The organism is Pseudomonas sp. Sample_23 (assembly GCF_004307595.1).
GTDB lineage: Bacteria > Pseudomonadota > Gammaproteobacteria > Pseudomonadales > Pseudomonadaceae > Aquipseudomonas > Aquipseudomonas atacamensis.
The window spans coordinates 19,764-40,464 of record NZ_RCNX01000059.1; the positions used below are offsets into that span (position 1 = coordinate 19,764).

Annotated in this window: 21 protein-coding genes; 7 read left to right on the top strand and 14 right to left on the bottom strand. The window is 58.8% G+C overall.

Features of this window, described 5'->3' with window-relative positions; genetic code table 11:
* Nucleotides 1-22: 22 nt before the first annotated feature.
* The 4 genes from pstB to pstS form a co-directional block, all read right to left on the bottom strand.
* Nucleotides 23-784: a phosphate ABC transporter ATP-binding protein PstB gene (gene pstB, locus D8U82_RS15720; protein WP_016774591.1), complete on the bottom strand. Its 762-nt coding sequence runs from the start codon at nucleotides 782-784 to the stop codon at nucleotides 23-25.
* A gap of 75 nt (nucleotides 785-859) precedes the next feature.
* The gene (gene pstA, locus D8U82_RS15725; RefSeq protein WP_016774590.1) at nucleotides 860-1,771 is read right to left on the bottom strand and encodes a phosphate ABC transporter permease PstA; all 912 of its coding nucleotides are present in this window, start codon (nucleotides 1,769-1,771) and stop codon (nucleotides 860-862) included.
* Nucleotides 1,771-2,736 carry a phosphate ABC transporter permease subunit PstC gene (gene pstC / locus D8U82_RS15730; RefSeq protein WP_024012838.1) on the bottom strand — a complete coding sequence of 322 codons (966 nt, stop codon included), beginning with the start codon at nucleotides 2,734-2,736 and terminating at the stop codon, nucleotides 1,771-1,773. The genes pstA and pstC overlap by 1 nt, the downstream gene beginning before the upstream one ends.
* 74 nt (nucleotides 2,737-2,810) lie before the next feature.
* Nucleotides 2,811-3,842, bottom strand: a complete 1,032-nt coding sequence (pstS, locus tag D8U82_RS15735; protein WP_051600442.1) for a phosphate ABC transporter substrate-binding protein PstS — start codon at nucleotides 3,840-3,842, stop codon at nucleotides 2,811-2,813.
* A 314-nt stretch (nucleotides 3,843-4,156) separates the two neighbouring features.
* Here pstS and D8U82_RS15740 point away from each other — a divergent pair, with 314 nt between their 5' ends.
* Nucleotides 4,157-5,596: an ATPase domain-containing protein gene (locus tag D8U82_RS15740; RefSeq protein ID WP_016774586.1), complete on the top strand. Its 1,440-nt coding sequence runs from the start codon at nucleotides 4,157-4,159 to the stop codon at nucleotides 5,594-5,596.
* A 23-nt stretch (nucleotides 5,597-5,619) separates the two neighbouring features.
* Nucleotides 5,620-5,982, top strand: a complete 363-nt coding sequence (locus D8U82_RS15745; RefSeq protein WP_122746352.1) for a response regulator — start codon at nucleotides 5,620-5,622, stop codon at nucleotides 5,980-5,982.
* A 21-nt stretch (nucleotides 5,983-6,003) separates the two neighbouring features.
* Here D8U82_RS15745 and D8U82_RS15750 read toward each other — a convergent pair whose 3' ends face one another.
* The 9 genes from D8U82_RS15750 to D8U82_RS15790 all read right to left on the bottom strand — a co-directional run bounded on the left by D8U82_RS15750 (nucleotide 6,004) and on the right by D8U82_RS15790 (nucleotide 15,423).
* The gene (locus D8U82_RS15750) at nucleotides 6,004-6,918 is read right to left on the bottom strand and encodes a LysR family transcriptional regulator (RefSeq protein WP_071172325.1); all 915 of its coding nucleotides are present in this window, start codon (nucleotides 6,916-6,918) and stop codon (nucleotides 6,004-6,006) included.
* A gap of 87 nt (nucleotides 6,919-7,005) precedes the next feature.
* Entirely contained in the window at nucleotides 7,006-7,542 is a 537-nt protein-coding gene (locus tag D8U82_RS15755; protein WP_024012829.1) for a 2,4'-dihydroxyacetophenone dioxygenase family protein, read from the bottom strand.
* 130 nt (nucleotides 7,543-7,672) lie between these two features.
* Nucleotides 7,673-8,797: a glycerol dehydrogenase gene (locus tag D8U82_RS15760; protein ID WP_130902497.1), complete on the bottom strand. Its 1,125-nt coding sequence runs from the start codon at nucleotides 8,795-8,797 to the stop codon at nucleotides 7,673-7,675.
* 24 nt (nucleotides 8,798-8,821) lie between these two features.
* The gene (locus D8U82_RS15765) at nucleotides 8,822-9,592 is read right to left on the bottom strand and encodes an SDR family NAD(P)-dependent oxidoreductase (RefSeq protein ID WP_130902498.1); all 771 of its coding nucleotides are present in this window, start codon (nucleotides 9,590-9,592) and stop codon (nucleotides 8,822-8,824) included.
* A 33-nt stretch (nucleotides 9,593-9,625) separates the two neighbouring features.
* The gene (locus tag D8U82_RS15770; protein ID WP_016774571.1) at nucleotides 9,626-10,330 is read right to left on the bottom strand and encodes an ABC transporter ATP-binding protein; all 705 of its coding nucleotides are present in this window, start codon (nucleotides 10,328-10,330) and stop codon (nucleotides 9,626-9,628) included.
* The gene (locus tag D8U82_RS15775; protein WP_024012826.1) at nucleotides 10,323-12,104 is read right to left on the bottom strand and encodes a branched-chain amino acid ABC transporter ATP-binding protein/permease; all 1,782 of its coding nucleotides are present in this window, start codon (nucleotides 12,102-12,104) and stop codon (nucleotides 10,323-10,325) included. The genes D8U82_RS15770 and D8U82_RS15775 overlap by 8 nt, the downstream gene beginning before the upstream one ends.
* An 11-nt stretch (nucleotides 12,105-12,115) precedes the next feature.
* The gene (locus D8U82_RS15780; RefSeq protein ID WP_024012825.1) at nucleotides 12,116-12,991 is read right to left on the bottom strand and encodes a branched-chain amino acid ABC transporter permease; all 876 of its coding nucleotides are present in this window, start codon (nucleotides 12,989-12,991) and stop codon (nucleotides 12,116-12,118) included.
* A gap of 77 nt (nucleotides 12,992-13,068) precedes the next feature.
* Nucleotides 13,069-14,316, bottom strand: a complete 1,248-nt coding sequence (locus tag D8U82_RS15785; RefSeq protein WP_130902499.1) for an ABC transporter substrate-binding protein — start codon at nucleotides 14,314-14,316, stop codon at nucleotides 13,069-13,071.
* A gap of 201 nt (nucleotides 14,317-14,517) precedes the next feature.
* On the bottom strand, nucleotides 14,518-15,423 hold the full coding sequence (locus tag D8U82_RS15790; RefSeq protein WP_130902500.1) for a LysR family transcriptional regulator: 906 nt from the start codon (nucleotides 15,421-15,423) through the stop codon (nucleotides 14,518-14,520).
* 110 nt (nucleotides 15,424-15,533) lie between these two features.
* Here D8U82_RS15790 and D8U82_RS15795 point away from each other — a divergent pair, with 110 nt between their 5' ends.
* Both D8U82_RS15795 and D8U82_RS15800 read left to right on the top strand, forming a co-directional pair.
* A complete protein-coding gene (locus D8U82_RS15795; RefSeq protein WP_177434140.1) occupies nucleotides 15,534-16,460 on the top strand; it encodes an alpha/beta hydrolase in 927 nt (308 codons plus the stop codon).
* A gap of 94 nt (nucleotides 16,461-16,554) precedes the next feature.
* On the top strand, nucleotides 16,555-16,764 hold the full coding sequence (locus D8U82_RS15800) for a hypothetical protein (protein WP_071172316.1): 210 nt from the start codon (nucleotides 16,555-16,557) through the stop codon (nucleotides 16,762-16,764).
* 1 nt (nucleotide 16,765) lies between these two features.
* On the opposite strand, the gene D8U82_RS15805 is transcribed toward D8U82_RS15800, so the two are convergent.
* Nucleotides 16,766-17,740 carry an NAD-dependent epimerase gene (locus tag D8U82_RS15805; protein WP_122704519.1) on the bottom strand — a complete coding sequence of 325 codons (975 nt, stop codon included), beginning with the start codon at nucleotides 17,738-17,740 and terminating at the stop codon, nucleotides 16,766-16,768.
* Nucleotides 17,741-18,422: 682 nt separating this feature from the next.
* On the opposite strand from D8U82_RS15805, the gene rfaH reads away from it, so the two are divergent.
* Genes rfaH through D8U82_RS15820 form a run of 3 tightly spaced genes read left to right on the top strand, consistent with a single transcriptional unit; the run spans nucleotide 18,423 to nucleotide 20,699 of the window.
* The gene (rfaH, locus tag D8U82_RS15810) at nucleotides 18,423-18,941 is read left to right on the top strand and encodes a transcription/translation regulatory transformer protein RfaH (RefSeq protein WP_071172314.1); all 519 of its coding nucleotides are present in this window, start codon (nucleotides 18,423-18,425) and stop codon (nucleotides 18,939-18,941) included.
* 51 nt (nucleotides 18,942-18,992) lie between these two features.
* Entirely contained in the window at nucleotides 18,993-20,153 is a 1,161-nt protein-coding gene (locus D8U82_RS15815) for an outer membrane beta-barrel protein (protein ID WP_130902501.1), read from the top strand.
* Nucleotides 20,154-20,165: 12 nt separating this feature from the next.
* Nucleotides 20,166-20,699, top strand: coding sequence for a polysaccharide biosynthesis/export family protein (locus D8U82_RS15820; RefSeq protein ID WP_071172312.1), 534 nt, complete (start codon nucleotides 20,166-20,168; stop codon nucleotides 20,697-20,699).
* Nucleotides 20,700-20,701 lie beyond the last annotated feature (2 nt).

A 20,701-nucleotide genomic window follows, 5' to 3' on the forward strand; every position in this document is an offset into this window, starting at 1 on the left:
CGGCCGTGACCGGTGGCAAGGCTCAGCTGAACTTGCCGCTGATGTAATCGCCGGTCATCTGTTCACGCGGGTTGTCGAAGATCTGCGCGGTCGGCCCCATTTCGACCAGATAACCGGTGCGCGTGCCCTGGGAAATATCCACCGAGAAAAACGCCGTGGTGTCAGCAACACGGATGGCTTGCTGCATGTTGTGGGTCACCAGTGCGATGGTGTAGTCCTTCTTCAACTCGACCATCAATTCTTCGACGCGTCGGGTGGCGATCGGGTCCAGTGCCGAACAAGGCTCATCCAGCAGCAGGACTTCCGGCTCAGTGGCGATTGCCCGGGCGATACACAGGCGTTGTTGCTGGCCGCCGGAAAGCGACAGGCCGCTGACCTTGAGCTTGTCCTTGACTTCGTCCCACAGCGCGGCGCCTTGCAGCGCATGCTTGACGCGGTCACCGATATCGCCCTTGTAGCGATTGAGGCGAAGACCAAACGCGACGTTGTCGAAGATGCTCATCGAGAACGGGTTAGGCTGTTGAAACACCATGCCGATGTAGCGACGTACGACCACCGGGTCGACGCCCTTGCCATAGACATCCTGCCCGAGGAAATGCACATGGCCCTCGAAACGAAAGCCCTTCACCAGATCGTTCATCCGGTTGAGGCTGCGCAGCACGGTACTTTTGCCGCAGCCTGAGGGACCGATGAATCCGGTGATCTTGTTTTTCTCGATGGGCACGTGGCTGTCACGTACTGCCATGAAGTTGCCGTAGAAAATCTTGTCCAGTTTGCAGTCCATGACTACAGGCGCCTGGGTGACAAACGGAGCGGCAATTTGCGCAGTGGATACGTTCAAAATCAGATGCTCCCGTTCTTAATACTTGGGCTTGCCGAAAATCCGGCTGATGATGTTCACGAACAGCACGATCATCACCAGCACCAACGAGGCCGCCCATGCGAGCTCGAGCTGGTTATCGAAAGGCATGCCGGAGAAGTTGTAGATCAGCACCGCCAATGAGGCAGTCGGATTCATGACATCGAGATTGCCCTGGTGGTAGATCCAGTAGTTGCTGAACAGCGCGGTAAACAACAACGGTGCCGTCTCGCCTGCGGCACGCGCCACGGCGAGCATCACGCCAGTCAGGATCGCCGGCATGCCGGTCGGCAAGATGATTTTCCAGATGACCTGCGAGCGAGTGCAGCCCATGCCATAAGCAGCATCTTTCATGATCTTGGGCACCATCCGCATCGATTCTTCGGCGGTCAGCACCACGATAGGCAGCATCAGGACGGCGAGCGCCACGCCACCTGCCGGTGCCGAATACGTGCCGGTGGTCATTACTACCAAAGCGTAGGCAAACACCCCCGCCAGGATCGACGGCAGGCCCGTGAGCATCTTGGCGGCAAAACGTGCGGCGTTGCCCAGCTTGCTGTCCGGCCCAAGCTCTGCCAGGAAGATGGCCGCCATGATCCCGACCGGCACCGCGATCGCTGCCGCGATACCGACCATTACGAAAGTACCTGCCATCGCATTGCCGAAACCGCCGCCCATCTCGAAGCCGGTCGGCGGCAGTTCGGTAAAGACTTCCAGGTTCAGCCGCGCGCCACCACGAGTGATCAGCATGTAGAGCACGGAAATCAGCGGCACGCTGGCCAGCAAAGCACCTGCCCAGACCAGGGTGGTCAGGATCAGGCTGCGCAGCGCGCGGCCTTCGAACCTGCGTTGCAAGCTGGGCATCGCACCGGTTGGCGCCGTCAGGTCTGTTGCTGCGGTCAGATCAGTCATCACTTGTTACCCCGTTGGGCGTACATCATGATCATCGAGCCGAAAATGTTCACGATCAGCGTAATCAACATCAGCACGAGGGCGGCATACATCAAAACCTCGATCTCGTTCGGCCCGGCTTCGGGGAAGTTCAGCGCCAGCAGAGCGGCAAGCGTGTTGGCCGGTGCAAACAGCGAGAGGGAAATGTTGTTGGCATTGCCGACCAGCATGGCCAGTGCCATCGTTTCACCCAGCGCGCGCCCCAGGCCCAGCACCAGCGAGCCGAAAATGCCGGTGGCGGCCGAAGGCACCATCACTTTGAGAATCGCTTCCCAATGGGTAGTGCCCATGCCGTACGCGGCCTGTTTGGTTTTCATCGGCACAGCCGTCAGCGCGTCCTGCGACACGGCGGCAATGGTCGGCAGAATCATGATCGCGAGCACCAGCGCTGCGGGCAGCAGGCCCGGACCGCTCAGGGACGTGCCGAAAAAAGGTATCCAGCCCAGTTCGCTGTTCAACCAGGTCGTCAGCGGCCGAATCGCCGGGATCACCACATAGATCCCCCACAGGCCATAGACCACGCTGGGAATGGCCGCGAGCAGTTCGACGATGGTGCGAAACAGCGCAGCGAGCTTGGTTGGCAGGAAATCCTGGGTCAGGAAAATCGCCATGCTCACGCCAAAGACACCGGCGATCAGCAACGCGATGAAGGCGCTGTAAAGCGTGCCCCAGATGGCCGGCAGGATGCCGTATTTGCCTTGGTTGACGTCCCACACGCTGCCCAGAAGCACATCGAAGCCGTGCTTCTCCATACCGGGTAGTGCCTTGCGTCCGACTTCGAACACCAGTGCAAATACCAGCGCCAGAATCAGTACCACACCGATGCGTGCGAGCGCGCGGAAGGTGCGATCAACCAGGAAATCCTTCGTCGAAGGCGGCTGGCAGGCAGAGTCGGGATTAACCGGTACGACAAAAGGTTTGTTCATGGGCTAAGTCCGGAACAGGGGGAAAACTCTCCCGGCGTGGCGCAGACGCACACGCCGAGAGAGACCTCACGGCGTTACTGAATGTTGGCGGACGCTTTGCGAACCTGTTCGACGACCGATTGTGGCAACGGGATGTAACCCATCGAATCGGCAATCTTCTGCCCCTCGGTCAGGCTGTATTCGACCATTTCACGCATGGCCTTGGCCTTGGCCGGGTTGCCATTGTCCTTGCGGAAAATCATCCAGGTATAAGAGGTGATCGGATAGGACTTGGCACCGTCCGGATCAGGCAGCCAGGCCACCAGGTTTTCCGGCATCTTCACCGCCGCCAGGGCCTCGGCACCGCTTTCGGCGTTGGGCACGACGTAATTGCCAGCCTTGTTCTGCAACTGGGCAAAGTCGACCTTGGCCAGTTTGGCGAAGCCATATTCGATGTAACCAATCGCACCAGGGGTCTGGCGTACGGTAGCGGTTACGCCATCGTTTTTCGGCGATTTGATGAACTTGTCACTGGCTGGCCAGTTGACGGTGTTGCCCTCACCCAGCGCCTGCTTGAACTCGGCGTTGACGGTTGCCAGGTGCTTGGTGAATACCGCGGTCGTACCGCTGGAATCTGCACGCACGACAACGGTGATCGGCGTATCGGAGAGTTTCAGGTCCGGGTTGGCTGCGACGATCTGCGGATCGTTCCAGCGCGTGATCTTGCCCAGGAAAATGTTGGAATAGACGTCGCGTGGCAGCTTCAGGCCCTTGGGATTGCCCGGCAGGTTATAGGCCAGCACGATTTCCCCGGCGGTCATTGGCAGCAACTGCACGCCTTCGGCGACCTTGGCGATATCTTCGTCCTTCATTGCCGAGTCACTGGCAGCGAAATCCACGGTTTTGTTCAAGAAGTCCTGTACGCCCGCGCCACTGCCTTTGGATTGGTAATCGACAGTGACGCCATCGGATTTCTTGCTGAAATCCTTGAACCAGGTCAGATAGATCGGCGCCGGGAAACTTGCTCCGGACCCCGTCAGGCGAACATTTTCTGCTGCAAAGGAGGCCGAGGTGGCACAAAGAGATACCGCAATGGCGAGCGCAGCAGACTTCATCAAACTTTTCATTAAATGACACCTAGTGATTACGGGCTCCCGAACTCTGCAGCAGTTTTGTGACGATTTCATGAAAGCAAAGTGGCAAGCCGTTACCCTCACGGTCCGCAGCAGCGCATATGGAGGTAATCGGCTTCCGGGTTTCGAAAAATCGAATCTTCCTGTGCCGGACTTGTCACTACCCCCTGATCCCGAGCAGTCACGTGCCAGGTTCACATTGCAAAAACGCTACTTTTCCCCAGCCTTTATGGCCCTCAACCGGAAATGGCGTTAGCATTTCACTCATTCGGCTGAACAAGCCTGTTTATTCAGATCAGGGTCGCATTGTGGAAAAGCTAAAACGCCTTCAAAGCGGGATCGAAGGGCTCGACGCGCTGCTTCAGGGGGGCTTTGTCGCCGGCGCCTCATACATCATTCAAGGGCGCCCGGGCTCCGGCAAGACCATCCTTGCCAACCAGCTAGGGTTTCACCATGCCCGTAATGGCGGTCGTGTGCTGGTCGCCACGTTGCTGGCCGAGTCCCACGACCGCCTGTTCCAGTTCCTGTCGACCATGAGTTTCTTCGACGCCTCGCGAGTCGGCGCCGAAATTCAGTTTGTCAGCGCATTCGATACGCTGGAAAACGAAGGCCTCGATGAAGTCGTAAAGCTGCTGCGACGCGAAATCACCCGCCAGAAGGCGACCGTCATGGTCGTCGACGGCCTGCTCAATGCACGCTCCAAAGCCGACTCGCCGATCGACACGAAAAAATTCATCTCTGAACTGCAAGGCCATGCCGCATTTGCCGGTTGCACCGTGCTGTTCCTGACCAGCTCGCGCCTGGACGACGGCAGCCCCGAGCATACGATGGTCGACGGCGTCATCGAAATGGGCGAAGAGCTGTTCGGTACCCGTTCGGTACGGCGCATTCATTTGCGCAAGACCCGCGGCAGCGGCGCGTTGACCGGTCTTCACGAATGTGAAATCACCGATAACGGCCTGGTCGTCTACCCGCGCCTCGAAAGTCTCTACAAGCGCCCTTCCGCCCCCGACAGCGCGGACATGACGCGCATTCCAAGCGGCATTGCTTCGCTCGACGAGATCTTCGGTGGCGGCTTGCACAGCTCCAGCGTCACGCTGGTCATGGGTCCTTCCGGCATCGGCAAAACCACGCTGGGCCTGAAGTTTCTCGCGCAATCTACGGCCGAAGCGCCTGGCCTGCATTTCGGTTTCTATGAAAGCCCGCAGCGCCTGCGCCTGAAAGGCCGTTCGCTGGGCATCGATATTGAACACATGGAACACAGCGGCGCATTGAGCATTGCCTGGCAGCCAACAACGGAGGGTTTGCTTGATGGCCTCGGCGCACGCCTGCTGAGCCTGGTCGATGAGAAAGGCATCAAGCGCCTGTTCATCGATAGCCTGAGCGGCATGACACGGGTGTCAACCACACCGGAACGCATCACCGACTTTTTCAGTGCATTGATGAACGAGCTGCGGTCCAGAGGCGTGACGGTCTTTGCCTCTTGGGAAATGCGCGATTTGTTCGGCTCCGAGGTCAGCGCACCGAACTCTGACCTGTCCAGTATTGTCGACAACCTGATACTCATGCGTTTCTTTGAGAATCACGCTGAACTTCGCAGGACGCTTTCCATTCTTAAGGTACGCGATAGCTCCTACAACCCGTCGCGGTTCGAGGTGGTTGTACGCGATCAAGATGTGTTCCTGGAAAAGGCTTTGAAAAATGAACCTTCAGTCGCAGCTGAGTCATTGCCTGGTTCAATTTCGTAAGTCTTCAAGCGGGTTGAAATAACATGACCACCATTCTGGTAGTCGACGACGAGTATCTGATTGCTGACATTCTTGGCTTTGCGCTTGAGGATGAGGGCTTCATGACTGTGACCGCGAGCAATGGCAAGAAGGCTCTCGAAGTGCTGGAAAGAGAACGTCCAGCCCTGGTCATCACTGACTTCATGATGCCAGTCATGGACGGCCTCGAATTCGCCGAAGCCGTGCGTGCCCAGCCGTCCGTCAAACACTTGCCGATCATTCTCATGAGTGGCGCGCAAGCGCACATCGGCATGCAGCGTTCGGATCTGTTTGATGTGGTGGTGCCCAAGCCGTTTGATATTGCGGTGATTGTGGCTGAGGTAAAGAGGCTGTTGGCGACGGAGTAGTCCGTCGCTGACGCCAGTCTTTTACAGCCAGCTTTCAGTTTTCCACGGATGCTCACGCCACTTGTTCTGAAAAAACTCGATGAACACTCGTATCCGTGGACTCAAATGCTTGCGATCCGAATAAAGCAGGTAGATCGGCTCGACCACACCCGTTTTGAAATCCTCAAGCAACGGCACCAGCGTTCCCGCTTTTACATCAAGCCCGATATGAAAGTCCGCAAGCTTCACCACGCCAGCGCCTGACAGCGCCATGTCGCGCAACAGATCGCCTTGAGTAAAAGACGCGCTGGCGGTCACCGGTACCGAGACGCCGTCTCCATCCTGCAAAAATGACCATTTGTTCCACGGGCTGACGAAGCTGAAATTGAAGCAACGATGATTCAGCAAATCTGCGGGTGTGGTTGGTGTGCCGTGTTCAGCCAGGTACTGCGGCGAGGCACAGATCAGCCATTCACATTCGCCGATGCGTCTGGCAATGCGTGATGAGCTGGGCAATACGCCGCTGTGGATGGCGATATCCAGCCCTTGCTCGAAGTGATCGACGAATTGCGCACCGAGTTGAATCTCAACGTCCAGTGAGGGATACAAATCCAGAAATTCCGGCAGCCACGGCACGATCTGGTGTTTGGCGAAAGAGGTCATGGTGTGAATGCGCAGGGTGCCACTGACCCTGGAGGGCAACGCCTCGGCCAGCGAGTCCGCCTCGTTCATGGCTTCGACGACGGCTTTGGCGCTGCGCAGGTAAGCGGCGCCCTCCTCGGTCAGCGTCAGCACGCGCGAGCCGCGCTGGAACAGCCGGACCTGCAAGCGATCTTCCAGGCGGGTGATCAGTTTGCTGACCGCTGATGGCGTCAGGTGATGGGCGCGCGCGGCAGCAGAAAAACTTCCACATTCGGTAGACCAGATAAAAGCGAGTAGCTGCGAATAATTGTCCATGGCCGGTCCTGGCGAAAAGCTTGAAGGCATGTTGTCTCAACGCTCATGAAAAAGCGCGCCGAAGCGCGCTTTTTCATGGGGGCCGGGTCAGCGAATGAACTGTTCGATGTAGTCGTCCGGCAAACCCAGCGTCTTGTAATGCGCTCGGGCGGCTTCAAGCTTGGTAAACACATCTTCGTAACCCACGGCAACGCCCTGCGGATCGACGTAAGTGTAGCCACCCTGCACGTGGAACCAGGTGATCATTTCACTCACATCCTCGGGGACGAACAGGGTATGCGTTTCACCGGGCGGCTCATAGGCAAAAGACCCCTCCTCCGCGACCCAGTCATGCTCCAGGTAGTACCAGCGACCCTTGAGCACGATCGCATGCACGCCGCCGGTATGGCGGTGACGCGACAGCACGCCGGCCTGACGCACCCGCAACAGGTTGATGTAATAGCCGCCGCTGGTGTTGAGCAGCAATGGCTTGAAGGAGACAGATTTCGTTACCGGCACCCACAGCGCATCGTCTTCAAGCCACTGCGTCATGACGCCCGGATGCACCATGTCGGGCGTCATGAATGGAACTTGCGGCAACTGGTACGCAATGGCGAGCTCATCAGGTTTAACAGGAGTATTCATAGTCAGGCCTCTAGGTTTTCTTGACGAACTCACAGCACTTGATTGCGCCAGGATTTCGCTTGAGGGAAAGGTTATGGCGTCGCTGTACGGGAGAAAACAGCTACTTGGTCATACCTGTTGTGACGCAGGATCACAGCATCGCGGGCGGCTTCGCGCAGCCTCTGATCAACCGCGCACCCAGGCTGTCAGCCGCCGCCAATCCTTCCACCAGGCGCTGGTAGGTCAAGGGCGGTTGCATGTTTCTGGCGTATGCCGCCGATAAGGTCGCGTCCACGAGGATAGTGATCTGCGCCGTCGTCAATGGCGTGCGCTGACCCAGCTCAGCGAACGTCACAGGCAGCTTCACCGCGTGCAGCAGACGCGCGACCTGTTCAATCTCTTCGACCGGTCGCGCCTCCACCGCCATCTGCACCAGCGTGCCGAACGCTACCAGTTCGCCGTGCAGCATCGACGCCATCGCCGGTATCGCGGTCAGCCCCCGAACCAGGGCATGGGACAGTGACAAACCACCGCTCTCGAAACCGACACCGCTAATCAGCACGGTGCCTTCGATGACCCGCTCGACATCATCGGTGAGTTCATGACGACACACCGCCTGATAAGCCGGGACGCCGCACTGCATCAGCGTGTCGAAAACCAGGTTGGTGAGCATCAACGCCGTGTGCAGCGGCGGTGTGCCGAAAGAGTTGTGGCCGCCGGCGGCGTAGCACTGTCGGGCTTCGAATTTCTTGCTGATGGCATCGCCGATCCCGGCCGCGAAGAACCGTGCCGGCGCCTGAACGATGACCTCTGTATCGACAATCACCGCAGCGGGATTCATCTTCAGGAACTCCACGCCCACCACTTTGTGCTCTTCGTCATAAAGCACGATCAGCCGACTCGTTGGCGCGTCACTTGAAGCGATCGTGGGGCAGACAATGATCGGTACGTCGAGATTGGCCGCCAGCCCCTTCGCCGTATCGATGGTCTTGCCACCGCCCAGCGCAATGATCGTGTCGGGGGCGTGCAGCAATGCCTGCTCGGATAACTGCGCAATCGCAGCGCGCGTGCACTCGCCGGGAAACTCGATGTGCAATGGCTCCCATCCCTGGTCCTGCAACGCGGCGCCAACCTGCGGCCATAGATGCCGGGCGACAAACTCATCGCAAAGCACCAGCGGCCGCGATCGGCCCATGTCGTTCAGCACTCTGCCCAATTGGTGCAATGCATTCGGACCCTGCTCGTAGCGTCCGGGAAATCCCATTGTTTTAACCATGACAAACGTCCTCGCAAGAAGTCATCAGCGCATCAACCAGCCGCCCGCGACATCAACCACCTGGCCGGTAATGAAGTCGCTTTCACTCGACGTGAGAAAACACGCCGCCCTTGCCACCTCAAGCGGTGTACCCAGCCTGCGCAGCGGTGTCTCGTCGACCACGGCTTGATTGGCCTGGGCTGATACGGTCTTGAGCAATGGCGTTTCGATTCGTCCCGGTGCCAGCGCATTGGCGGTGATACCGAACGGCCCGAGTTCGCCGGCCAGGTGGCGGGTAAAGCCGATGATTGCGGCTTTGGTCGCACTGTAGTGCGCTGCGACAATCGGCAAGAACGCGCTGCCCGCCACCGAAGACATATTGACGATGCGCCCGAACCGGCGCTCGACCATGCCGGGCGCGAGCACTCGCACCAGGTTGAAGGAGCCATTGAGGTTGATATCGACCACCCGCAGCCACTCATCCGGCGCCATGGTCCAGATCGGCGCGGGTGCGCCGTGGTGTTTGGGCGAAATGCCGGCGTTGTTGATCAGGGTATCGATGGGGCCAAGCTCACCTTGCACGCGCTCGCAGGCAGCAGCGCAGTCTTGAAAACTCGCGACATCAGCCTGCGCCCACGCGACCGCAAAACCGGCATCACGCAACGCCACGCCCTGCTGTTGCACCTTGTTGGCATCAGCATCGAGCAGCGCCACGGCTGCACCTTCTTCGCAATACAACCGCGCGATCGCCGCACCGATGCCGCCCCCGGCGCCGGTGACCAATACGGTGCGCCCGGCGTGTCTGGAATGAGTCATGACCTTCTCTCGCTTGCAGATGAATGGACTGGGTCAGAGCCCCAGATAAGCACGCTTGACGTGCGGGTTCTCCAGCAGTTCCTGGCCGGTGCCGCTGAGCACCACCTCGCCGTTCTCCAGCACGTAACCGCGATGAGCAATGCGCAGCGTATGAACGATGTTCTGCTCGACGATCAACACGGTGGTGCCCAACTGGAGAATCCTGTCGATGATCTCGAAGACCTGCGATACCAGCAGCGGCGACAGGCCCAGCGACGGCTCATCAAACATCAACAATTTCGGCTCGGCCATCAGGCCCCGGGCGATGGCAACCATTTGTTGTTCGCCGCCCGACAGTGTCCCGGCGTTCTGATCAAGGCGTTCGCGCACCCTCGGAAACAGATCGAGAATATTGTCCAGACGCTGCCTGTAGCCTGCTCGTGCACTGCGTTTGTAGGCGCCCATCAAGAGGTTGTCGCGCACGCTGATGAAGGGAAACAACTGGCGCCCCTCCGGTATCAGTGTCAGGCCCGCGTCGACAATCTGATCGGGGCGATTGCCATCGATGCGCTGGCCTTCGAATTCGATCGTGCCTTGGGACGGTGTGACGATGCCGCACAAGCTGCGCAGGGTCGTGGTTTTGCCGGCGCCGTTGGCGCCGACGATGGTCACCACCTCACCGGCATTGACCTCGAACGACACGCCACGAAGAATCTCCGTACCGCCATAGCCGCTGTGGACGTTGTCGAGTTTAAGCATGGCTGTACTCCTTGCCGAGGTAGGCTTCGATCACCTGAGGATCGTTGATCACATCATGAGGCGCGCCCTGCATCAGCAGCGTGCCGGAACTGATCACGACGATGCGGTCAGAAAGGCTCATGGTGGCTTGCATCAAGTGCTCGATCATCAACACGCTGACACCCGAATCACGCACCCGGCGAATGACTGCGATGGCCTTGGCAACATCCGTCGGGTTGAGGCCGGCCATGACCTCGTCGAGCAGCAGGATGCGCGGGCGCGTCGCCAGGGCGCGGGCCATTTCCAGGCGCTTCATGCCGCCGACCGTCAAGTTGCGCGCCCGGGTGTCGAGCAGCGCGGTGAGTTCGGTCAGCTCGGCGACTTGCTCGGCGATCGCCCTCGCCTCCTTCGCGTCGGCGGTGTGCATGAATGCACCGAGCATGATGTTTTCGCAGACACTCAAATCAGCGAATGGCTGGACGATCTGAAAGGTCCGGCCAATGCCTGCCCTGGCGAACTCGGCCGGGCTGTTCGGGGTGACCCAGTCGCCATTGAGCAGGCGCACTTTCACTTGGCCTTTGGACGGCAGGAGAAATCCGGAGAGCTGGTTGAACACCGTAGTTTTGCCGGCGCCATTCGGGCCGATCACACCCACGATTTCGCCTTCGGCCAAGCTCAGCGAAACATCGTTGGTGGCGTGCAGTCCGCCAAAGAACTTGTGCAGGTTTTCTGCGACCAGAACCGGCTCACCGTGCGTGGCCGAGTGGGCTTGCGCCAAGGTCGGCCCGATCGGTGCTTCTGTATTTGCCATCGGACGACGGCCGCCGGGCAATGAGTCGATCCAGGCAAATATCCGGGCCCCAAAACGCCCCACCACGCCTTGCGGAATAGTCAGCACCACCGCGACCAGCACGATGCCATAGACCAGACCGTGCACACCGCTGCCCAGATCGCCCAGCCAGCCGCGTGCCAGTTCAGCCAGCGGCAGCACCAGCAAAGTGCCGATCAGCGGTCCCGATACCGTGCCCAGTCCACCAATCAACGCGAACATGGCGATCTGAATCGACATCTCCAGAGAAAACATCGAGCCGGGTTCGATGAAGGTCAGGTACATCGCGTGAAAGCTGCCGACCAGGCTGGTGATAAATGCGGACAACACCACGGCGATCAGCTTGACCTTGACCGAGTTCACGCCCACCGCATGGGCGGCGTCTTCACGCTCACGCACGGCGATCAGGTAATAACCCAGTCGGGAATTCTTGATCTTCCACGACACCGCCAATGTGATGAGCAGAAACGCGAAGGCAATCAGCAGGTATGGCCAGCGCGGGCGGAACAACATCCACTCGAAACCGAGCTTCAGCGGTACGCCCAGCCCTGCCGCACCACCGGTCACGTCATGCTGATTGATCGCCACCAGACGCACGACCTCCAGCACCGCAATGGTCGCCAAGGCAAAAAACGGCCCGCGCAACCTGAAGCACGGCCAACTGATCAGCACCGCGACAATTGACGACAGGATTGCGCCAGCGAACATGCCGATCCATGGACTGATGCCCAGTTTCATCATCAACAGCGTCGTCGTGTAAGCGCCCACTCCATAGAACACGGCATGCCCCAACGAAAGCTGGCCGGCAAACCCGCCGACGATGTTCCAGGCACTGGCCAGTGCCGCATAACTGCATATGAGGATGAACAGGTGATAAACGAACGGCGAGCCAACGCTCAATGGAATGATCAGTAACAGCGCCAGGGCCAGTGCACTGACATAGACACGCGGGTGCAAAATATTCATGACCATTTTCCTCACTCAGACCCGCGACCGGCGCCGAAAAGACCTGTCGGACGAAACACCAGGATGCCCAGGAAAATCGTGAAATAGACGACCTCCTTGAGGTCCGGCGCGATGTAGTAACCGGCGAGACTGTCGACGATGCCGATCAGCATTGAACCGATCAGTGCGCCGGACAGGCTGCCCAGACCGCCCAGCACCACAATCACAAACGCCGTCAGCACGAAGAAAGTGCCAACGGTTGGAAAGACCGGATATTGCGGAGCGATCAGTCCCGAGGCGACGCCCAGGCAGGCGCAACCCAGGCCGAAGGCAAACACATAGATGTTCTTGACGTTGACGCCCATCAGTTGCGCCGCGTTGCGATGCTGTGCAGTAGCGCGGACGGCCCGACCGAGAAAGGTGTTCTGCAAAAACCAGTGCAGCCCCGCGACCAGTGCGAGCGACGCGACAAAAGTGATCAACTGACCGCTGCTGACGCGAAAGGCGCCAAAGCTGACGGTTGTGGTACCGACGCTGATGTTCTTCACCGTCATGACGTCGGCACCGAAGATCAGCAACGCGCCGTTCATCAGGGCAATCGAGACGCCCACGGTGGCGAAAATCTGGATATGTCCCTCAGCGCCAAGCAACGGCTGAATGATGAAACGCTGCATTGCCGCACCAGCGGCAAACAACAGGATCGTCGCAGGAATGATCGCCATATACGGGTGGATGCCGAAGTGCGAATTCAGCAAGTACACGGCATACAGGCCGATCATCAGAAACTCGCCATGGGCGAAGTTGACCACTCGCACGATGCCGAAAATCAGAGTCAGGCCGATGCTGATGATGGCCAACGTGCCACCGAGCAATAAGCCGTTCAACAGGAGCTGGATGAAAATTTCCACGGTTGGCGCCCTCTTTGCGAGCGAACGAACCCGTGAAGCTCAATGATCAAGCTTCAGCAGATTGCGGGGTTCAGGTATCAGGGTTGGTCGGAAAAACGCGCTTGGGCAACGGCGGCTGCCTGGGGGTAAACGGTTTTCAGCAGTCCGTTCTGCCACTGCATGATTGCCGTATTGGCGCGCTGGTTCTGGCCGTTCTTGCCAAACCTGGCACCGATGCCGGCAGCCGTACCGCCGAGAGGAATATCGATGGTTGCCACCGAGGCACGGATCGCATCGGCGTCCAGCGAAGTACTGTTTTCCATGGCATCGAGGAATATCTTCGCCCCGACATAGTTGATCAGGCTGTGGCCCGAGCGCGGTTCGCTGCCGTAGCGATCCTTGTATGCCTTGGCGAACGCACCGATACCGGGAGCGCCGTTTTCATTGGTCTGGAACTGTGGGAAATCGACATCGAGCACGCCTTCCATATTGGCTGCGCCGACGACCTTGACCGTGTCCTGCATGGAATAGCCGCCGCCGGCGCCGATAACGGCTTTGGGCCTGAAACCGGCTTCGCGGATCTGGCGGAAAAACAGCGTCGTGTCGTTCTGATAACTGGTCTGCAATACCACATCCGCCTGGGCGCCTTTCAAACGCAGGATCAGCGATGAGAGATCGACCGCTTTAGCCGAATACGGTAGTACCTCGACCACATTCAGACCTTGCTCCTGAGCGATTTTTTTCTGAAACCCGGCGATGGTCGTACCGTACAGCGCATCCTCGTGGATGATCGCGACCTTCAATTGTTTCGGATCGACCTTGAGCGATGGGCTGACAATGTCCGTGATGGCGGTGATGGTGCCTTCGGCGAAATTCCTGGCGGTCGGGTTGCTGCGCATCACGTAGCTAAGACCACGCTCAGTGATGTGGTCGGACACCGCACCCAATTCGAAAAATGGCACCCCCGCCATCTCCGTCACCTGCGTGGCCGCAAATGACAGCGCCGAGGAATAGCTGCCAAATACAGCAGTGACGTTCTCAACAGAGGTGAGCCGGCGCGCGGCACCGACCGCTTGTCCCGCATCGACTGCGTCGGCCTTGAGCAATTTGATCGGCTCGCCCTTCAACCCCCCCAAGGCATTTCGTTCGGCGACGGCCAGTTCGAGGCCACGGTAGCTCTCGTCGCCCAGTAACGCCAGGGATCCACTCAGGGGATAAAGCGCACCGATTCTGATGTCCGCGAGCGCGGCGACCGGGGTGGACAGGCAAAGCAGGATGCCGGCAGCTTTCAGCCAGCTTTTCGCGGTAGCCGCCACGGCCACGGCTTCCTCTTGAGCGAGTCTCATTGGATTCATCTCCCGCAGATATTGTTTTTATTGTTCCTTCAAATGATCTGTGCCGAGCACAGACATCGTCGGATTACAGTGGCGATGACACGCAAGTTTCTGCGCCACTGTTTGCAAGAGTACGGCTCGCCAAGATTGGCTGGATATAGCTGAAAAAGCACACCTGCTGTGAATTTGCGGCACAGCTCCTATGGGGGCTGATCAGTCCCAAGGCGCCGGTGACCACGCTTCCACCAGCCTGTCGATAAACAGCCGAATCTTCGGCGACAGGTGTCGCTTGCTCGGGTAAATCACCCGGATCGGCTCGGCAGCCTCGGCGTACTCAGCGAGCAACTGCACGAGCTTGCCACTGCGCAGGTCATCGTTGACCACATAGGATGGCAACGTCGCGATACCGAGGCCTGCCGCAGTCGCCTGATGCAAGGCTTCGGCGCTGTCCATTTGCAGCCGTCCGGCATGAATGACCGGCACAGGCTGACCATTGACGCGAAAATTCCACGGCAGCAATCGGCCACCGCTCACGAAGTGCAGGCACGCATGCCCGGCGAGATCTTCGGGTGTCTGCGGTGCCGGATGTTCATTCAGATAATCGGGCGAGGCACAGGTGATCATTTGCTGGTAAGCCACCGTGCGCGTGAGTAGCCCGGAGTCTTCCTTGGGCGGACCGATGCGAATCGCCAGATCGAAACCCTCGTCGATCAGGTCGACCAGCCGATCGGAAAACGTCGCGTCGATGGCGAGCGACGGCCAGTCTCTCAGACAGCGCTCGATGTGCTGCACAACGTGCAGCCGGCCCAGTGCTACCGGCAGGCTCATGCGCAAGCGGCCGCTGGGCGTCGAACGGCGGAACGCCAAAGCCTCTTCGACCTCGTTCAGATCCTGCAAGATGCCCACACATCGCTCATACAGCACCCGACCATCGTCGGTCAGGCTCAGGCTGCGGGTGGTGCGGTTGAGCAGACGGACCTGCAGACGCGATTCGAGCCGTACGATCGATTTACCGACGGCCGAGCGGGTCAGCCCGAGTTGCCTGGCCGCCGCCGTAAAACTTCCAGTATCCACCGAGGCGACGAAGGCGGCGATGTCGTTCAGGTTATGCAGTTCCATGAGGCCTCCGGGTTTGGCATTCAGGCGGGTGGGCACCGGTTATGGGGAACCCTATTCCCCAATCATGAGCATAACATCTCGATTAGTTAAGCCATCACTAACGAGGTCATATGAACACTGAAGTAAAAGCAGCCGTGCAAACCTGGGCCAACAGCCTCAGCGATCTGGTGCCCGTGCTGAAGGGTATCGATACCACCACTAAGATGAGCGACATCCGCGATGCCTACGCAAAAATGCTCGGGCAGAATCAACCACCGGCTGGCGTGAGATTTGAAGCAGTCGACATGGGCGGCGTGCCCGCTACGCTGGTGACTCCGGATGAACTCAAGACCGACGCGGTGCTGATGTACATCCACGGCGGCGCCTACATCGTCGGTCGACCTGACGGCTACCACGGCATCGGCGGCAACTACGCAAAAATGCTTGGCGCGCGGGTGTACATGCCGGATTACCGCCTCGCACCCGAGCATCAGTTCCCCGCCCCCATCGATGACACTTTGCGCGCCTATGAGTGGTTGCTTGAGCAGAACATCGCCGCCAGCAAGATTGCCTTCGCAGGCGAGTCGGCGGGTGGCGCGATGGTGGTCAGCGTGATGGTCGCGGCAAAATCCAAAGGCTTGCCCTTGCCCGCAGTGGGTTCGTCCATCTCGCCATGGGCCAACCTCGAACACACCGGCGCCTCCATGAGCAATCGTGAAGGCCTTGACCCGCTAAACTCCAAGCCCGTGCTGGATATCCTCGCGCGAGCCTTTCTCGGCGACACCTTGGCCAACCATCCGCTGGCGTCGCCGGTGTTCGCCGACGTCACCGGACTGCCACCGATTCTGGTACAGATCGGCGAAAACGAACTGATGCTCAGTGACGCCATGCGTCTGGCCAATCACCTGGCGGACAACCGCGTCCGGGTCAATCTCGAAGTGTGGCCCGGCATGTTTCACGCCTGGCATTTCTACGCAGGCATGCTGGCCGAGGGGCAGCAGGCGCTGGAGAGTTCGGTGCGGTTTATCGAGGCGGGGTTGATTGGGGCGGCTTGCTGATCAGATAGCATTCGCTGCTGATCGGCGACACTTCTGGCTGTATAGCTCGGCGCCTTGGCGGTATGGTGGTTTGCCGACCGCCGAGGAACCCTGAATGCCGAAAAAACCACCACCCCCTGACAGCAACCCCAGCGCAGCCGACATCGAACGCGCCATTCTGGCCTTGAACAAAATGGCCGAACGCCTGTGGGGCGACGGGCGTGAGGCCGAGGCCAAGGCGCTGCTCGATGCACTGGATGCGTTGAACCGCGCCCTCGACCGGATCCGCATCGGGGAAAGTCGCAGGGCCGTCACCCTGCACTGAATCAGACCTGGTAAAACTCGCGATACCACTGCACGAACGCTTGCACGCCCTGCTCGATCGGCACCTGCGGGCTGAAGTCGATGCAGCGTGCCAGCGCCGACACGTCGGCCCAGGTCTTCAGCACGTCACCCTCCTGCATCGGCAAATAACGGCGCTGAGCCTTGATGCCCAGTGCCTGCTCCAGGCATTCGACGAAGCTCATCAGCGCTACTGGACTGCCGCGGCCGATATTGAACAGGCGATTGGTGCCGCGCTCGGCGCTGAGTGCGGGCGGTTTGTCGAGCAGTCGGAAAATCGCTTCGACAATGTCATCGATAAAGGTGAAGTCGCGCGCCATTTCGCCTTGGTTGTAGAGGTCGATGGCGCGCCCGTTGAGCATCGCTTCGGTGAATTTGAACAGCGCCATGTCCGGTCGACCCCACGGGCCGTACACGGTAAAGAAGCGCAGGCCGGTGGCCTGCAAGCCGTAGAGATGGCAGTAACTGTGCGCGATCAGTTCGTTGGCGCGTTTGCTCGCGGCGTACAACGAAACCGGTTGATCGACCGGATCGTCTTCTGCAAACGGCATCTTGGTATTGGCGCCATACACCGAACTGCTCGATGCATAGATCAAGTGCTCTGGCGGGTGACGACGGCACGCTTCCAGAACGTTGAGAAACCCGACCAGATTCGACTGCGCATAGGCATCAGGATTGTCCAGCGAGTAGCGCACTCCGGCCTGCGCAGCGAGGTGAATGACCTGTTTGTAGTGGCCGTGTTCGAACAACGCGGTCAAAGCGCTCTGATCGACAATGTCCAGCCGCTGAAACGTAAAATTGGCCAGCGTCTGCAATCTCTGCAAACGCGCCTGTTTGAGTTTGACGTCGTAATAAGGATTGAGATTGTCGATACCCACAACCTCTAGCCCTTCGCGACATAAACGCATGACCGTGTGATAACCGATAAAACCTGCGGCACCCGTTACCAGAACACTCATGATTGCCTCGGCTCAGCGGTTTGACTTCAAGAAATATGCAGCACGAACATTTACCCGCGAACGACCGTAACTATTCATAGACGACCTTAGTTACCCGGGCCAGCAGCATCCGACGCGAGGCATCTAAAATCAAAACTTCTTACGAACCGAAACATGTAAGATTGAAACTAATTTGCTATCACGCGCACCATCTAACCTCCGCGACTTCAACAACTTCGAAAAGTTTAAAAAACCCGACGAATAAATTTCACCTTTACCAATCAATAACCTACGTGAGATGGCCATCATCAGCGGATGAAAGGTAATGTTTTTGACTGTTAGCAATTGACAGCTTGCAAAGACTGGCCGATAACTAATCACTGCCCGATGAGCTCGCGCCGACGCGCACTTTTCTGCTCTCCGGCTATTTATGTAATTGGATCCTGAAGGTCGCAACTGCGAACCGTGCGGTAGCTTTGCTCAAACAAAAGCGCGGACTCGTTATAGCCAAGACGGCCATGGATATAACAACAACCCAATCAAGTTGATTCATTTTTGAAACACTTCTTCTGCCAATAAACATTGATGCATCTGGCTCGGCACTTTGCCTTGATCAGCCTACTACCTACTAGCAAGCTTGGCGGCTAGTCCCACGTTATCGGCCGCCCTGCTTACACGATCGCTATGTATGGAGTACTCCAGCATGCTAACGGTTTGCCGCAACGGCTCTAACTGGTATTTATTGCAGTGCAAGCCCCGCCAGGATGAACGGGCACAACTCAATCTGCAGCAACAGAACTATTCGACCTTTCGGCCGCAGCTGATGAGCGAGCGAAGTATTCGTGGCAAACGCCAACGAACACTGGAATCGCTGTTCCCCGGCTACGTATTCATTGAACTGAGCCGCGACGATAACTGGGCACCGATTCGCTCGACCCGCGGTGTCAGCCGCATCGTCGAATTCAACCATGTGCCCGCCCGGGTCGACGAAGACGTGATTGCGCAATTGCGCGAACGCAGCCAGGAGTCGCTCGGTTTTCCTGCCGAACCGACACTCAAGCCCGGCGAACCTCTGCAAATCGTCCAGGGCCCACTGTCCCCGCTCGAAGGCGTGTTCCTGTCCATGCACGGCGATGAGCGCGTGATGATCCTGCTCAATTTTCTCAACCGCCAACAGCACGTCAGCGTCCCGCTGAGTTACCTCGAACGCCAGCGACAATAGTCCGGATCTGCTTCGCCCTGACCCCGACCCCCTTAATCAGGAGCGTGATCCATGGCTCTGAAGCCTCGCTGTTCCCTGGTTTTAGTCGTCGCCTGCTGTGTCCCCGAAGCTGCCTGGAGCGTTGAGCCGCAAGCGATCAATGTCTACGGCTTCGATTTCACCCCGACCTTTGCCTTGTCGGAAAGCTATGACGACAACTTTCGCGAAGTCGAACACGATGTCGAATCGACCATGGTCACCCGTCTGGCGCCGGCCTTCGAGCTCAAGGCCGAGGATCGCAACAGTGCCACGCGGGTGATCTGGGAACCGACCCGCTACATCTATCACAGCGCCTCAGACGCTTCGAACACCGCCCAGCGCCTGCGCGCCGACAGCATCATGGAGTTCACTGATCGGCATCGTCTGAAACTCGAAGCCGAGGCGCGCAAATACGAGCGCACCACCTCGACCGCCGTCGACGGCATCAACGACAAGATCGAGAGTCAGCGCGTCGGCGGCGTCTACACCTTTGGCGCGCGCAGTGCGCTGAACCAGATCGACCTCGGCGCCAGTTACGCACAACTGCGCTATGACAACTCCGACGGCATCAACGATGACAAGGAGCGCAACACCAGCAACCTGACCAGCACCTGGTATCACCGCCTCGGCAGCAAGACCCGTGGTTTGCTCGAATACGACCACACCCGCTTCGACTACCTGCAATCGAACAGCCCGCGCAGCAGTCGCTCCGACGCAGTGCTGGCCGGTGCCGAGTGGGACATGACGGCGAAAACCACCGGCAAATTGCGCGTCGGTTACGAGCGCAAGAACTTCGACCAGAGCGGTTCCGACGATCTGAGCAACCCGACCTGGCAAGTGGATCTGGCGTGGAAACCGCGCACCTACTCGACCTTCACCTTTCTCGCCCGCCAGGCCATGGCCGAAGGCGACGACGGCTCCGACGCGGTGAAAGCCACCTTCACCCAGATCGGTTGGCGTCACGGCTGGACCGAACGCATCACCAGCGTTGCCGAAGTCGGCATGGGCCATTACGTCTACGAAGGCCAGGACCGTAGCGACGATTTGCAGGACTACAAACTCGGCGTGAATTACGCAATGCGCCGCTGGCTGGACGTCGAAGTCGCCTACCGCCACCGCGATAACGATTCCGATGCCGACAACGAAAGCTTCACCCGCAATGTTTTCCAGATCACGTTCGACGTCAGTCTGTAGGAGGGTTGGGCCATGCATACGCGCCTGATTTTATTGTTGTTGCTGCTCTGGACAGTGCCCACGGTCGAGGCGGCGGACACCGACACCAATTACCGCCTGGCCGCTGGCGATGTCTTGCGCATCATCGTGTTCGGCGAGCCGGAACTGAGCTTCAAGAAGATCCGCCTCAACGATGCCGGCACCTTCTCCTACCCGTTTCTCGGCGAAATCGTCGCCAAGGGCCTGACGCCCAATCAGGTCGAACAAAAAATCGTCGACGGCCTCAGGCAAGGCTATCTGGTCGATCCGAAAGTCAGCCTCAGCCAGATCGAATACCGCCCGTTTTACATCAACGGCGAGGTGCAGAAGCCCGGCAGTTATCCCTTTCAGCCCGGGCTGACCCTGGAAAAAGCCATCGCCCTGGGTGGCGGCCTGACCGAGCGCGCCTCAATGAAACGCGTGACGATTTTGCGCGGCAGTGGCGGCCCGCCGGTCACCGAGAACATCTCGCGCACCACCGTCATCGCCCCCGGCGACACCATTTCCATTGCACAAGGCTTTTTCTGATC